The following is a 14,033-nucleotide window of genomic DNA, read 5'->3' on the forward strand; positions in this document are numbered from 1 at the left end:
CGGTTTGATTTGAGACACCCAAACTTCTCCTTATAATCGGAACCCATAGCTCCCTTACAGGAAGGCCCGCCGTGAACACCCTCCCCGGGCGCCGGATCCGCATTCTGGCCGCCACCACCGCGACGGCCGGGCTGATGCTCGTGGCCGCCTGCACCTCCACCGACAACGGGGGCAGCGGCTCCAAGACCGCCGCCGGCGGGGTCGAGCTCGTCAAGGCGGGCCAGCTCACCACCTGCACCCACCTGCCCTACCCGCCCTTCCAGTCGGAGATCGACGGCAAGGTGCAGGGCTTCGACGTGTCGCTGATCGACCTCGTCGCCAAGAACCTGGGCGTCAAGCAGGTGATCACCGACACGCCGTTCGAGAACTTCAAGACCGGCGCCTTCCTCAACTCCGGTCAGTGCGACCTGGCCGCGGCCGGCATGACCATCACCGACGAGCGCAAGAAGAACGTCGACTTCTCCGACCCGTACTTCGACGCCACCCAGGCCGTCCTGGTCGACAAGAACGCGGGTGTGAACTCGCTCGCCGACGTGAAGGCCAAGGGCGTCAAGCTCGGCGCCCAGGCGCAGACCACCGGCGAGGACTACGCGAAGAAGAAGGGCTTCGACCCGGTCTCCTTCGAGTCCTCCGACGCCGTCCTCAACGGCCTGCGCACCGGCCAGGTCAAGGCCGTCATCATCGACTACCCGGTCGTCCAGGGCTGGCTCAAGAACAAGGCCAACGCCGACGCCTTCAAGGTCGTCGACAACCTCAACACCGGCGAGCAGTACGGCTTCACCGTGAAGAAGGGCAACGCCAAGCTGGTCGCCGCGATCAACAAGGCGCTCGCGGACGCGAGGGCCGACGGCACGTACAAGAAGCTGTACGAGAAGTGGATCGGCCCGTACGACGCGTCGGCCGCCTCCCCGTCGGCCTCCGCCTCGGCGTCCTGACCCCATGGCCGACACCGACGTACCCCTCCAGCCGAGGAAGAAGGGTCTGACCCGGCGGCAGAAGCGCCGCCTCTCGCGGGGCGCGCAGTACGCCGTCTTCGTCGCCGCCGTGATCGTCTTCGCGGTCTCGGCCGACTGGGGCCGGCTGAGGAACCAGTTCGCCCAGTGGGACATCGCCCGGCAGATGTTCCCGGACGTCATCACGCTCGCCCTGAAGAACACCGTGCTGTACACGGTGTCCGGTTTCGTGCTGGGCCTGCTGCTCGGTCTGGTCATCGCGCTCATGCGGCTGTCCTCGGTGGGCCCGTACCGCTGGCTGGCCGGCGTCTACATCGAGATCTTCCGCGGTCTGCCCGCCCTGCTGATCTTCGTCTTCATCGGGGTGGCGGTGCCGCTCGCCTTCCCCGGCACGGAGATCGTCGGCGGCACCTACGGCAAGGCGGCCCTCGGGCTCGGTCTGATCGGCGCCGCGTACATGGCGGAGACGTTCCGGGCCGGCATCCAGGCCGTGCCCAAGGGGCAGACGGAGGCCGCCCGCTCGCTGGGCTTCTCACCCGCGCGCGCGATGATCTCGGTCGTCATCCCGCAGGCCTTCCGGATCATCCTTCCGCCGCTCACCAACGAGCTGATCATGCTCTTCAAGGACTCCTCCCTGGTCCTGCTCCTCGGAGTGACGCTGGAGGAGCGCGAACTGTCCAAGTTCGGCCGCGACCTGGCCAGCACGACCGCCAACTCCACGCCGATCCTGGTCGCCGGCCTGTGCTACCTGCTGGTGACCATCCCGCTCGGCTTCGTCGTGCGGCGTATGGAGGCCAAGGCCCAGGAGGCCGTGAAATGAGCCGACCCGAGATCGACGTGCGCGCGCTGCACAAGTCGTTCGGCGACAACGAGGTGCTGCGGGGCATCGACCTGGAGGTCGGCCGCGGCGAGGTCGTCTGTGTGATCGGCCCGTCCGGCTCCGGCAAGTCGACGCTGCTGCGGTGCGTGAACCTGCTGGAGGAGCCGTCCGGGGGCCAGGTCTTCGTCGGCGGCACCGAACTGACCGACCCCGACGTCGACATCGACGCAGTACGACGACGTATCGGCATGGTCTTCCAGCAGTTCAACCTCTTCCCCCATCTGTCCGTGACCGAGAACCTCACGCTGCCGCAGCGCCGGGTGCTGGGGCGCGGCAGGGCCGAGGCGGCGAAGGTGGCCGCCGAGAACCTGGAGCGCGTCGGGCTGTCGGACAAGGCGACCGCCTACCCCGCCTCGCTCTCCGGCGGCCAGCAGCAGCGCGTGGCCATCGCCCGCGCCCTGGCCATGGGTCCCGAGGTGATGCTCTTCGACGAGCCGACGTCGGCGCTCGACCCGGAGCTGGTGGGGGACGTCCTGGCCGTCATGCGCATGCTGGCGCACGAGGGCATGACGATGATGGTCGTCACCCACGAGATGTCCTTCGCGCGCGAGGTCGCCGACCGGGTCGTCTTCATGGACGGCGGGGTGATCGTCGAGGACGGCGACCCCGCCCAGGTCATCGGCGCCCCCGCGCACGAGCGCACCCGCCACTTCCTCTCCCGCCTCCTCGACCCGGCGATGGCCGAGGTGGAGGAGGAGAGGTCCGACCGGGCGGGCGGTTCCGACCGGTAGCTCACTAAGGTGCCGGACATGAGCGATCACCCGGTGCTGCATGTGAAGGGCCGGGTCCTGACCGGACCCGACGACGTCCGCGACGAGCTGTGGGTCGTCGACGGCCGGATCTCCTACGACCGTCCCGTCGGCGCCCGCGACGTGCTCGGCGTGGAGGGCTGGGCGCTGCCCGGCCTCGTCGACGCCCACTGCCATGTGGGCCTGGGCCCGCACGGCCCGGTCGAGGCGGACGTCGCCGAGAAGCAGGCGCTGACCGACCGCGACGCCGGCGCCCTGCTGCTGCGGGACGCCGGCTCGCCCTCGGACACCCGGTGGGTCGACGAACGCGACGACCTCCCGAAGATCGTCAGAGCGGGCCGGCACATCGCCCGCACCCGCCGTTACCTCCGCGGCTACGCGCACGAGATCGAGCCCGGGGACCTGGTCGCGTACGTCGCCCGGGAGGCCCGGCGCGGTGACGGCTGGGTCAAGCTGGTCGGCGACTGGATCGACCGCGAGGTGGGCGACCTGACCCCCAGCTGGCCGCGGGAGGCGGCCGAGGCGGCCATCGCCGAGGCCCACCGGCTGGGCGCGCGGGTCACCGCCCACTGCTTCGCCGAGAACTCGCTGCGCGACCTGGTCGAGTCGGGCATCGACTGCGTCGAGCACGCCACGGGACTCACCGAGGACCTGATCCCGCTGTTCGCCGAACGGGGCGTGGCCATCGTCCCGACCCTGGTCAACATCGCGACGTTCCCGGGCCTCGCGGCCGGCGGCGAGGCGAAGTTCCCGCGCTGGGCCGCCCATATGCGCCGGCTCCACGAACGCCGGTACGACACCGTGCGCAACGCGCACGACGCGGGCATCGCCGTCTTCGTCGGCACGGACGCCGGCGGCACGCTGCCGCACGGTCTGGTGGCCGCGGAGGTCGCGGAACTGGTGACGGCGGGCATCCCGCCGCTGACGGCGCTCTCGGCGGCGAGCTGGGGCGCACGCGCGTGGCTCGGACGCCCAGGTCTGGCCGAGGGCGCTCCGGCGGACCTGGTCGTCTACGAGAAGGACCCGCGAGCGGACGTCCGGGTGCTGGCGGCGCCGCGCAGGGTGGTCCTGAACGGGAAGGTGGTGGGCTGAGGGCGGGGGCGCGCGGGGAAGGCGCGCGGACGCGGGGTGCGCCGGGGTGCGGCAGCGGGGCGAGGGGGGCTGCGGCGAACGTACGTGCCGTTGGAATCGAAGGTGTGTGCGGAAAGCCCACGTTGGAGTGAACTCGCTTCGGCCCGCTGACCGTTCACCCTTCGTACGTAATTCTTGCGGGGTCCCGAAGCGTCTCTTCTGGGGGTCCCACCCTTGAACGGCAGCACCTTCCGCATGCCCGCACGCGTCCGTCGCGTCGCCGCCGTCGCGACGGCCACGGCCCTGGCCGCAGGTCCCGCGGCCCTGGCCGGCGCCGACACCGCCCACGCGCGGGGCGGTCAGGGCCGCGCGAGCGCGTCCGTCCTGCGCACCGGCCTCGACGTGGCCCTGCTCCACAAGACCGTCCACGTCCCGCTCACCGTCTCCCTCGACGAGGTGCACGCGCCGGGGAGCGCCGGGAAGACGGCGCTCACGGCCGAGCTGGACGGCGTGGCCGGCGGACAGCCCTTCGGCGTCCTGCGCGCCGACGTCGCCGAGGCGAAGGCGACGGCCGACGAGGAGAAGGCCGAGGCGTCCACCCGCCTCGTGCACGCCCGGCTGCACGTTCCCGGCCTCCCGCTGCTCTCCCTCGTCGAGGTCGGCACGGTCACCTCGAAGGCCGTCTGCGAGGCGGGCAGGACCCCGGTCGCCGCCTCCGACGTGCTCGGCTCGGTGACGGTCCTGGGCAGGAAGGTGTCGCTCAGCGCGGGCGGGGCCACCCATGTGAGGGTTCCGGGCGTGGGAGAGGTCCGGCTGGACCTGTCCCAGCGCGAGACGACCTCCCGCACGGCCGCCGCCACCGCCCTCGAACTCACCGTCTCCGTCAACCCGTTGAGCCTCGACGTCGCCGAGGTCACCGGCACCCTGACGCTGGCGAGGTCGACCTGCGAGACGCCCGCGGCCCACGAGCCGGGGCAGGGGCAGGGGCAGGAGCCGGGGCACGGAGAGGGGCAGGCTCAAGGAGAGGGGCAGGGGGCGGGGCCGGCGAAGGGGCCGGCCGCCGAGCCGGGCGCATCCGCCCCGGCCGCCGACGTCAAGCCCCAGGGCGCGCCCGCCGAGGCGGACCTGGCGCAGACCGGCGGCAGCCCGGCGACCCCGTACGCGGTGGGCGGCGCGCTGGCGCTGCTGCTCGCGGGCGGAGGAGCCGTGGCACTGGCCCGCCGACGCGGCTGACGGACCGGGCGCGGGCAGGCCGCCGGAAGTCCCCCCGGCGGCCTGCCCCGCGCCCTCGTCCTCGCCTCGTCCTCGCCTCGGCGGTCCCGGCCTGGCCGTCGCCTCGGCTCCGTTGTTCTCGGGCCGGTTGTTCTCGGGTCGGCTACCGGGCGAGGGCGAGCGCCTGGTCCAGCGCCTGGAGGAAACGATTCACCGTCGTCCGGTCCCGCACCGCCAGCCGCAGCCACTCCTCGTCGAGGCCCGGGAAGGTGTCCCCCCGCCGGACCGCGAACCCCAGGGTGCGCAGTCGCCGTCGGACGGCGGCGGCCCGGGGCAGCCGGACCAGGACGAAGGGGCCGTCCGCCGGCCCCACGACCCGCAGCCCGTCGGCGGCGAACTCCTCCAGACCGGCGACCAGATGCGCCCGGTCGGCCGCGACGCGGTGCGCGGCGTGCCCGGCCTCCGCCAGCGCCTGCGCCCCCATGCACGCCTCCGCCGCCGCCAGCGCCGGCGAGGACACCGGCCACAGCGGCTGCGCCCGCTCCAGCTCCGCGATCGTCTCCGGAGCGGCGAGGACGTACCCGATCCGCAGCCCCGCAAGACCCCAGGTCTTCGTCAGACTGCGCAGCACGACCAGACCGGGCACGTCCGTCGCCCCCGCGAGCGCCTCCCGCTCGCCCGGCACCGCGTCCATGAACGCCTCGTCGACCACCAGCGTCCGCCCGGTCCGGGCCAGCCGCCGGACGGCCTGCGCGGGATGCAGCACCGACGTGGGGTTCGTCGGGTTGCCGATCACCACCAGGTCCGCGCCCTCGGGGACGGCCGCGGGATCCAGCCGGAACCCGTCCTCCTCCCGCAGCAGCACCCGGTCCACGCTGTGCCCCGCGTCCAGCAGTGCCGCCTCCGGCTCGGTGAACTGCGGATGCACGACGACGGGCCGACGGACCTTCAGGGCGCGCGCCAGCAGCACGAACGCCTCCGCCGCGCCCGCCGTGAGCAGCACCCGCTCGACGGGCAGCCCGTGCCGGGCCGCGACCGCCGCCCGCGCGGCCCGCCCGTCCGGGTAGGCCGCCAGTCCGCCGAGGGAGGCGGCGATGCGCTCGCGCAGCCAGCGCGGGGGCGTGTCCGCGCGGACGTTCACGGCGAGGTCGACGAGCGCCGAGCCGTCGCCGCGCACCTCCGCGTCCCCGTGGTGGCGCAGGTCGTGCGCCTCGGCGTGCCCCTCAGCGCGCATGGGAGTGCGAGTGCCCGTGGTGGTGACCGTCGTGGTGATGTCCGTCGTGGTGATGTCCGTCGTCGTCCGGGTGGAAGTGCGGCTGCTGCGGCATCCCCACCTTGTCCTCGAAGCCCGGCAGCGCGATCCGGTACACGCACGAGTCGCAGTTCATCCGCAGGTCGCCCTTGACGGCCTCCTCGTACCGCTCCATCACCAGGTCGAGCAGCTCCGGCTCGGGCCCGATGACGTCCGCCGAGCGCACCTCGACCCCGGGATGCGCGGCCGCCCAGCCCTCGGTCTGCTGCCGCACCCGGTCCGGCAGGATCCCGGTGAACAGGAAGTACGGCAGGACGACGATCCGCCGCGCGCCCAGGCGCACGCACCGGTCGAGTCCGCTCGGCACGTCCGGCGCGGCCAGCGACACGAACGCGGTCTCCACGCCCGCGTACCCGCGTCCCTCCCACAGCAGCCGGGCCGCCTTGTACACCTCGGCGTTGGCGTCCGGGTCCGTCGAACCGCGTCCGACCAGCAGCACGGTCACGTCGGCCAGGTCCTCCGGCGTCCGCGCGCCGGCGCCCAGCGCCTCGTCCAGCCGCCGCTCCAGCACGTTCAGCAGCGCCGGGTGCGGGCCCAGCGGACGCCCGTAGGAGTAGGAGATCCCCGGGTGGCGCTCCTTCTCGCGGGACAGGGCGGCCGGGATGTCGCCCTTGGCGTGTCCGGCGGAGACGAGCATCAGCGGGACGGCCGCGAAGCGCCGTACGCCGCGCTCCACCAGCTCGGCCACCGCGTCGCCCAGCGGCGGCGGCGAGAGCTCGATGAAGCCGCCCGCGACGGGCAGTTCGGGATGGCGGCGGCCCAGCTCCCGCACGAAGTCGCGGAACGCCTCGGCTCCGGCCTCGTCGCGGGTGCCATGGCCGGCGATGAGCAGGGCGGGCGGCGGGGTGGTCACTGTTGCTCCTCGGGATCGGGAAGGGGTGGATGCGGCAGGCGGTCGTGCGCGGGTGCGGCGTGGGGCGGCCGGGTCACCGGACCTCCTCCACGGCGGTTTCCTGCCAGCGGTAGCCGCGGGGCGTCACCATGCGCCCCGCGACGGCGCGGGTCGCGGTGTTGCCCACGGTGACGACCGTCATCATGTCGACCCAGGCCGGGTCGAGTTCGGCGAGCGTGGTCAGCCTGCTGGTCCCGTCCGGCCGGGACGCGTTGCGCACGACGCCCACCGGAGTGGCCGGCTGCCGGTGCCCGGCGAGGATCGACAGCGCCTTGGGGAGCTGCCAGTCGCGGCCCCGCGAACGGGGGTTGTAGAAGGTGACCACGAGGTCGGCCTCCGCCGCCGCGCGCACCCGCCGCTCGATGACCTCCCACGGCGTGTGCAGGTCGGAGAGGCTGATGGACACATGGTCGTGGCCGAGCGGCGCACCGAGGATCGCGCCGGCCGCGAGCGCGGCCGTCACGCCGGGCACCCCGACCACGTCGATGTCGTCGGACGCCTCGGCGAGCGCGGGGGAGGCCATGGCGTACACGCCCGCGTCGCCGCTGCCGATCAGCGCGACGGCCTGTCCGCGCCGGGCCTCCTCGACGGCCGTGCGGGCCCGCTCCTCCTCGGCGCCCAGCCCGGACTCCAGGATCCGGGTGCCCGGCCGCAGCAGGTCGCGGATCTGGTCGACGTACTGGTCGAGCCCGACGAGCACGGCGGCCCGCCGCAGTTCGGCCGTGGCACGCGGGGTGAGCAGATCACGGGCGCCGGGTCCGAGCCCGACGACCGCGAGCCGCCCCCGCGCGGGACGCCGTACGACGGCGCAGGTGGCCATCGAGGCGTGTCCGTCCGCCCGCGCCGACTTCCGCTTGGGGACGAGGAGTTCACCGCCGCGGGCGAGCGCGGACGCCTCGGCGACCGACGGGGTGCCCACGGCGGCGAGGGGGGCGTCGGAGGGGTTGGGCACCTCGACCGTCGTCAACTCCTCGGCCGGGTACGTCACGAGGGGCACCGCGAGCCGCGCGGCCGCCTCGACGATGCCGGGCTCCTCGCGCTTGGCGTCCACCGTGGCGAGCTCGGCGAGGCTGCGCGGGGACAGCCCCGCGTCGCGCAGCGCGCCCCGCACCAGATCGAGCACCTCGTCGACCGGCACGCCCCTGGACGCGCCGACGCCGACCACCAGGGACGGCGGTCGCACCAGCACCTCGCCGTCGGCGGGTTCGACCGCGCGGTCCGTCAGCCGGACGGCCGGCATGCCCGGCGTGCGGGCCTGCGCCGCGAAGGGCAGCGCCGGCAGCGGCCACGCCGTCTCGGCGTCCAGCGCGACCGGCTCCCCGTCCAGCAGGGCCCGTGTCACGCCGGCCACATCGCCCTCCACCGGCAGACCGAGGGTGTCCAGACCGGGGACGCCCACCGCGTCCGTGGCCGTGGTCACCACGGGCTCCGCGCCCAGCAACCCGCCCACCGACACGGCGAGTTCGTTGGCGCCGCCGCCGTGGCCGCCGACCAGCGAGACGGCGAACCGCCCGGCCTCGTCGACGCACACCACGCCCGGGTCGGACGCCTTGTCGGACAGCAGGGGCGCGACGAGCCGGACGACCGCGCCCGTCGCGAGGAAGCACACGAGCTGCTCGCACTCCGCGAACGCCCGCCGCACGGCGTCGCCCACGGGTCCGTCGTACACCCGGGTGCGGTCCGGCCAAGCCGCGGCCAGCCGGTCGCGTGCCGCCGCGCCCGCCGCGGTGGCGGAGATGAGGCCGATCACTGGGCAACTCCTTCATGGTTCACGGGATTCGAGCCGGCGGGGTTCCGGTGCCCCCACAGCAGGAAGACGGGATTGGCCGCGGCGAGCCGGGTCACGTCGCCCGGCAGCGGCGCCAGCCGCGAGGACTGCAGCAACACCCCGTCGCAGCCGAACCCGGCGCCGGTCAGCGCGGCGCGCACCGCGGGCACCCGGTCCAGCGCGGCCAGGGCGACCACGACCGTGCGCCGGGCCCGCCGCGCGCACACCTCCACGACGGCGGACAGCTCGTGGCCGCCCCCGCCGACGAACACGGCGTCGGGATCGTCGAGCCCGGTCAGCGCGTCCGGCGCCGTGCCGTGCACCACGTGCACGTCGACGCCGTGGGCGGCCGCGTTGGCGCGCACGCGCTCCACCCCGTCCGCCGCCTTCTCGACGGCGCTGACGGCGGCGCCGAGCCGCGCGCACTCCACGGCCACCGACCCGGAGCCGGAGCCGACGTCCCAGACCAGCTCGCCGGGGCGCGGTCCGAGCCGGGCCAGGGCCAGCGCCCGCACCTCGAACTTGGTGATCATCGAGTCGCGGTGCGCGAAGTCGCCCTCGGCCAGCGCCCACCCGGCGGGCGCGGGCGCGGGCCCGGCGAGCGTGCGGGCGGGGCCGGGCGTCCGCGTCTCGTCCAGGCACAGCACGACGCTCACCGCCGTTCCCCAGTCGCGTCCGGCGGCCTCGGCGGGCGAGACCCGCTCCAGGCGCTCGCGCCCGGGGTCGCCCAGCGCCTCGGCCACGACGAGCGTCCGGTCGGGCGCGCTGCGCGCGAGGGCCGCGCCCAGCTCGGCGGGCCCGGCGCCCGGCCCGGTCAGCACGGCCGTCTTCGGGTGCGCCCGGCAGATGTTCACGGCCGTCCGCGGATCCCGCCCGTGCGCGCTGACGACCACGGCGTCGTCCCAGGTCAGTCCGAGCCGTGCGAAGGCGGCCGCCACCGAGGAGACGCCGGGCCGGACATCGAGCCGCCGCGGCCCGAACCGCTCGGCCAGCGCCCGCACGATGCCGAAGAACCCGGGGTCGCCCGAGGCGAGCACGACCACGCGCCGCTCCGTGTCGACGTACGCCTCCATGGCGTCCAGGGCCGGCGCCAGCGGGCCGAGCACGATCCGCTTCGCGGACGCGGGCAGCTCCACGGCGTCCAGATGCCGGCGCCCGCCCACGACGAGCTCGGCCCCGGCCAGCGCGTCGGCGGGGACGGGCGCGCCCGTCCCCGCGCCGACCACCGTGATCGGACGGCTCATGTGCTCGCACCCCGCGAGCGCAGGGCCCGGCGAGCCTCCGGGTCCGCCTTGCGATGGCCGTGGAAGTGACCGGGGTGGTACAGGTGCGAGCGGGTGCCGTGCGCGTCCAGGGCCGGGCCGACCAGGAAGAGGGTGTGCTTCCAGAGCTTGTGCTCCTTCACCGTCTCCTCCAGCGTCCCGATCGTGCACGTCACGACGAGTTCCTCCGGCCAGGTCGCCTGGTGGGCGACGACGACCGGGGTGGAGGTCGGATAGCCGCCCTCCAGCAGCTCCCGCACGAGCTGCCCGCTGCGCGCGGCGGACAGGAAGACGGCCATCGTGGTGCCGTGCTTGGCGAACTCGCGCACCTCCTCGCCCGGCGGCATCGGCGTCTTGCCGCCGCCGAGCCGGGTGAGGACGACGGACTGGGCGACCTCGGGGATCGTCAGCTCGCGTCGGGCGATCGCGGCGACGGCCGAGAAGGAGGAGACGCCGGGGACGATCTCGGTCGCGAGGCCGATCTCCTCGCAGCGGTCGAGCTGCTCCTGCGTGCCGCCCCACAGCGCCGGGTCCCCGGAGTGGATGCGGGCGACCTTCAGCCCCTCGGAGCGCGCCCGCTCGTACACGGCCACCACGTCCTCCAGGGACATCGTCGCCGAGTCGAGGATCTCCGCGCCCTCCCGTGCGTGCGTGAGGACCTCCGCCTGCACCAGGCTCGCGGCCCAGATCACGACGTCGGCCTCGGCGATGGCGCGCGCGGCGCGGAACGTCAGCAGGTCGGCGGCGCCGGGGCCGGCGCCGACGAAGGTCACCTTGCCGGTGGGGGCATCGGCCATGGGTTCGAATCCTCTCATAACGGGCTTTGTGCTGCTTTCCCGGTGTCAGCGGGCGGCGCGGATGTGCGCGAACGGGGGTCGATCGGATAGCAAGGGCCTATGGCGGTCTTCGTCGCGCTCGGCGCGTTCCTCATGACGCTGGCCGGCGGCTGGACGGCACAACGCGTGACCGACCGCCGCCATCTGGTGCTGGGCCTGGCCGGCGGCCTGATGCTGGGCGTGGTCGGCCTGGACCTGCTGCCGGAGGCCCTGGACGCGGCCGGCGCCGAGGTCTTCGGCGTCCCGGCCGCGCTGCTGCTGTTCGTGGCGGGCTTCTTGGTGGCCCATCTGGTGGAACGGCTGCTGGCGGTCCGCCAGGCCGCGCACGGCGCCGAGGAGCACGCCTGCGCCGCGGCGCAGCGGGAGCACCCCGGCCACGGACCCCACGCCGGACCCGGCCCCGAGGGAACGGTCCAGCCCGGGACGGCCCCCCACGGCACGGCTCACGAAGGCACGGCTCACGAGGGCAGGGTTCACGAGGGCAGGGTTCCGGAGGTCGGCCTGACGGCGGCCGCGGCGATGGTCTTCCACAGCGCCATGGACGGCGTGGCCATCGGCGCGGCCTTCCAGGTGGGCGGCGGCATGGGACTCGCCGTGGCCCTGGCGGTCATCGCCCACGACTTCGCCGACGGCTTCAACACCTACACGATCACCAGCCTGTACGGGAACGCCCGGCGCAAGGCCCTGGCCATGCTGTTCGCGGACGCGGCGGCGCCGGTCGTGGGCGCGGCCTCGACGACCTTCGTCACCATCCCGGAGCAGCTGCTCGGCGGCTACCTGGGCTTCTTCGGCGGCGCGCTGCTCTATCTGGCGGCCGCCGAGATCCTGCCCGAGGCCCACCACGAACACCCCGCCCGCTCCACCGTGCTGTGCACGATCGCGGGCGCGGCCTTCATCTGGCTGGTGGTGGGCCTGGCCGCGTGACGGGCCGCCCGACCGGGACGCGGGCGCTCTCACAGCTTGCCGCCCCGGCCGCCGCCGCGCCGCGCGGGCGCGATCAGCGTGGAGAGGTACGGCAGCGGCTCGCCGTCCAGCTCGGCCGCGGGCCGGATCGACTCCTGCGCCAGCCCGAGCGCCGACCCCCACACCGCGTCCTGGATCCGCCCGGTCTCCCGCAGCGCCTCGGCGACCTCGGCGGCCTGCCGCCCGAACTTGTAGGCGACGACGGTCCCCGGACCGGCGAGCGCGTCCTTCAGCACGGCCGATCCCGCGGTCACCGGCACCAGCGTGAGCGGCTCGGTGCCCTCGGTCAGCACCGCGCCGGACCGCGCGGCGAGATCCTGCATGGCCGTGATGCCGGGAACGGTCTCGATCACCACGCCCGGCACCGACTCCGCCACGGTCTGCGCGAGATAGGTGAACGTGGAGTACACGTTGGGGTCGCCGATGGTCGCGAAGGCGACCGACCCGTGCCGCCGCAGCAACCCGGCGACCCGTTCCCCGGCGGCGTCCCAGGCGGCCTCCCGCCGGGCCCGGTCGGTCCGCTCGTTGAGCGCGAAGACGACCCGGACGACCTTCTCCCCGGGCACGTAGTGCACCACGGTGGCCTCGGCCCGGCCCTGCTCGCCCCCGTCCATCACGGGCACGACGACGACCTCGGCGGCCCGCAGCGCGTTGACCCCCTTGACGGTCACCAGCTCCGGATCCCCCGGGCCCACCCCGACTCCGACCAGCCTGCTGCTCATGACGTCCGGCACCTCTCGACGAACCGACGGGCCACACCGGGCTCGGCCGCCCAGTGCGTATGCAGATAACTCGCGTGCACGCCTTGCTGTACGAAGCCCTCGACCCGCCGCCCAGGACCGCGCACACCCCACGCGGGGACCGTCCCGGCCCCCGGCTCGACGACCGTCCGGTGGAACTCGTGCCCCCGCATCCGCGTGCCGGCCGGCGCGAGCACACTGTCGCTCACGGCGACGGCGTCGCGATAGCCGAGGGTGAGCCGTTCGGACATCCGGGCCCGCGCGTCGAGCACCCCGCACATCGGGAGCCCGTCGAGCTCACGGCACAGATACAGCAGCCCCGCGCACTCGGCGGCGACCGGCGCCCCGGACTCCGCGAGCGCGGCGACGGCCTTGCGCAACGGCTCGTTGGCGGACAGCTCGGCTGCGTACACCTCGGGAAAACCGCCGCCGATCACCAGCCCGGCCGTCGCGTCGGGCAGTCGCCCGTCCCGCAGGGGGTCGAAGACGACCGCTTCGGCGCCCGCGGCGGTCAGCAGCTCCGCGTGCTCGGCATAGGAGAAGGTGAACGCCGGACCACCGGCCAGCGCGACGACCGGCCGGTGCCGGGGTCCGGGGGCGGCGTCCCCCGCGGACGGGCCGGGAAGGGCGGCCGGGCGCGAGGACAGGGCCTCGGCCGGGTCCCAGGCCGCGCCGGACAGCGCCCCGGCGCCCCGCGCCAGGGCGAGCAACGCCTCCAGATCGCACCCGCGCGCCACCTGCGCGGCCATCGCGGCGACCGACTCGACGGCCTCGGCCCGCCGTTCGGCGACCGGCACCAGCCCGAGGTGCCGCGAGGGCGTGTCCACCTGCGGAGCGCGCCGCAGCACGCCCAGCACCGGTGTCCCCGCCGCGTCCAGCGCCTCGCGCAGCAGCTCCTCGTGCCGGTCCGAGGCGACCTTGTTCAGGATCACGCCCCCGATCCGCACCTGCGGGTCCCAGGAGGCGAACCCGTGCACCAGCGCCGCCACCGACCGCGACTGCGACGACGCGTCGACGACCAGCACCACCGGCGCCCGCAGCAGCTTCGCCACCTGGGCGGTGGACGCCAGCTCCCCCTCCCCGGCGGCCCCGTCGAACATCCCCATCACCCCCTCGACCACGGCGACGTCGCACCCCCGCGCCCCGTGCAGGAACAGCGGAGCGACGAGCTCCGGCCCGCACAGATACGCGTCGAGGTTGCGCCCCACCCGCCCGGCGGCGAGCGAGTGGTAGCCGGGGTCGATGTAGTCGGGCCCCACCTTGTGCGGGGACACGGCGAGCCCCCGCGCGGCGAACGCGGCCATCAGGCCCGTGGCGACGGTGGTCTTGCCGCTGCCCGAGGAGGGCGCGGCGATCACCAGCCGGGGGACCGAGGACGGGGAGGTCATGACGGCG

13 protein-coding genes are annotated in these 14,033 nt (G+C 74.6%); 6 read left to right on the plus strand and 7 right to left on the minus strand.

All coding sequences use genetic code 11. The features are described 5' to 3' along the window. Positions 1-71 precede the first annotated feature (71 nt). The 5 genes from Sri02f_RS06575 (at position 72) to Sri02f_RS06595 (ending at position 4,886) form a co-directional block, all read left to right on the plus strand. Positions 72-935, plus strand: coding sequence for a transporter substrate-binding domain-containing protein (locus Sri02f_RS06575; protein WP_109000113.1), 864 nt, complete (start codon positions 72-74; stop codon positions 933-935). Between the two features lie 4 nt (positions 936-939). After that, positions 940-1,773, plus strand: a complete 834-nt coding sequence (locus tag Sri02f_RS06580; RefSeq protein ID WP_109000114.1) for an amino acid ABC transporter permease — start codon at positions 940-942, stop codon at positions 1,771-1,773. Next, complete coding sequence (locus tag Sri02f_RS06585) at positions 1,770-2,564, plus strand: amino acid ABC transporter ATP-binding protein (RefSeq protein ID WP_109000115.1); 795 nt, start codon at positions 1,770-1,772, stop codon at positions 2,562-2,564. Before Sri02f_RS06580 ends, Sri02f_RS06585 begins: the two co-directional genes overlap by 4 nt. An 18-nt stretch (positions 2,565-2,582) precedes the next feature. Beyond that, on the plus strand, positions 2,583-3,674 hold the full coding sequence (locus Sri02f_RS06590) for an amidohydrolase family protein (RefSeq protein ID WP_109000116.1): 1,092 nt from the start codon (positions 2,583-2,585) through the stop codon (positions 3,672-3,674). 213 nt (positions 3,675-3,887) lie between these two features. Next, the gene (locus Sri02f_RS06595) at positions 3,888-4,886 is read left to right on the plus strand and encodes an SCO1860 family LAETG-anchored protein (protein ID WP_109000117.1); all 999 of its coding nucleotides are present in this window, start codon (positions 3,888-3,890) and stop codon (positions 4,884-4,886) included. Positions 4,887-5,028: 142 nt separating this feature from the next. Here Sri02f_RS06595 and cobC read toward each other — a convergent pair whose 3' ends face one another. From cobC to cobM, 5 genes are all read right to left on the minus strand, one after another. Then, a complete protein-coding gene (cobC, locus tag Sri02f_RS06600) occupies positions 5,029-6,099 on the minus strand; it encodes an Rv2231c family histidinol phosphate aminotransferase CobC (protein ID WP_109000118.1) in 1,071 nt (356 codons plus the stop codon). Then, positions 6,089-7,030 carry a sirohydrochlorin chelatase gene (locus Sri02f_RS06605; RefSeq protein ID WP_109000119.1) on the minus strand — a complete coding sequence of 314 codons (942 nt, stop codon included), beginning with the start codon at positions 7,028-7,030 and terminating at the stop codon, positions 6,089-6,091. The genes cobC and Sri02f_RS06605 overlap by 11 nt, the downstream gene beginning before the upstream one ends. 73 nt (positions 7,031-7,103) lie before the next feature. Further along, positions 7,104-8,819: a precorrin-3B C(17)-methyltransferase gene (gene cobJ, locus Sri02f_RS06610; RefSeq protein WP_109000120.1), complete on the minus strand. Its 1,716-nt coding sequence runs from the start codon at positions 8,817-8,819 to the stop codon at positions 7,104-7,106. Then, a complete protein-coding gene (cbiE, locus tag Sri02f_RS06615) occupies positions 8,816-10,081 on the minus strand; it encodes a precorrin-6y C5,15-methyltransferase (decarboxylating) subunit CbiE (RefSeq protein WP_109000121.1) in 1,266 nt (421 codons plus the stop codon). The genes cobJ and cbiE overlap by 4 nt, the downstream gene beginning before the upstream one ends. Then, positions 10,078-10,896: a precorrin-4 C(11)-methyltransferase gene (cobM, locus tag Sri02f_RS06620; protein WP_109000122.1), complete on the minus strand. Its 819-nt coding sequence runs from the start codon at positions 10,894-10,896 to the stop codon at positions 10,078-10,080. Before cobM ends, cbiE begins: the two co-directional genes overlap by 4 nt. A 99-nt stretch (positions 10,897-10,995) precedes the next feature. Between cobM and Sri02f_RS06625 the strand changes: the two genes are divergently transcribed. Continuing rightward, positions 10,996-11,859 (plus strand): ZIP family metal transporter, encoded by an 864-nt coding sequence (locus Sri02f_RS06625; protein ID WP_109000123.1) that lies wholly within the window; start codon positions 10,996-10,998, stop codon positions 11,857-11,859. 29 nt (positions 11,860-11,888) lie between these two features. Here the strand turns inward: Sri02f_RS06625 and cobI are convergent, their stop codons facing one another. Together cobI and Sri02f_RS06635 are read right to left on the minus strand one after the other, a co-directional pair. Continuing rightward, positions 11,889-12,620: a precorrin-2 C(20)-methyltransferase gene (gene cobI / locus Sri02f_RS06630; protein WP_109000217.1), complete on the minus strand. Its 732-nt coding sequence runs from the start codon at positions 12,618-12,620 to the stop codon at positions 11,889-11,891. Next, on the minus strand, positions 12,617-14,026 hold the full coding sequence (locus tag Sri02f_RS06635) for a cobyrinic acid a,c-diamide synthase CobB (protein ID WP_109000124.1): 1,410 nt from the start codon (positions 14,024-14,026) through the stop codon (positions 12,617-12,619). Before Sri02f_RS06635 ends, cobI begins: the two co-directional genes overlap by 4 nt. Positions 14,027-14,033 lie beyond the last annotated feature (7 nt).

This window comes from Streptomyces rishiriensis (assembly GCF_003112535.1).
Classification (GTDB): Bacteria; Actinomycetota; Actinomycetes; order Streptomycetales; family Streptomycetaceae; genus Streptomyces; species Streptomyces rishiriensis.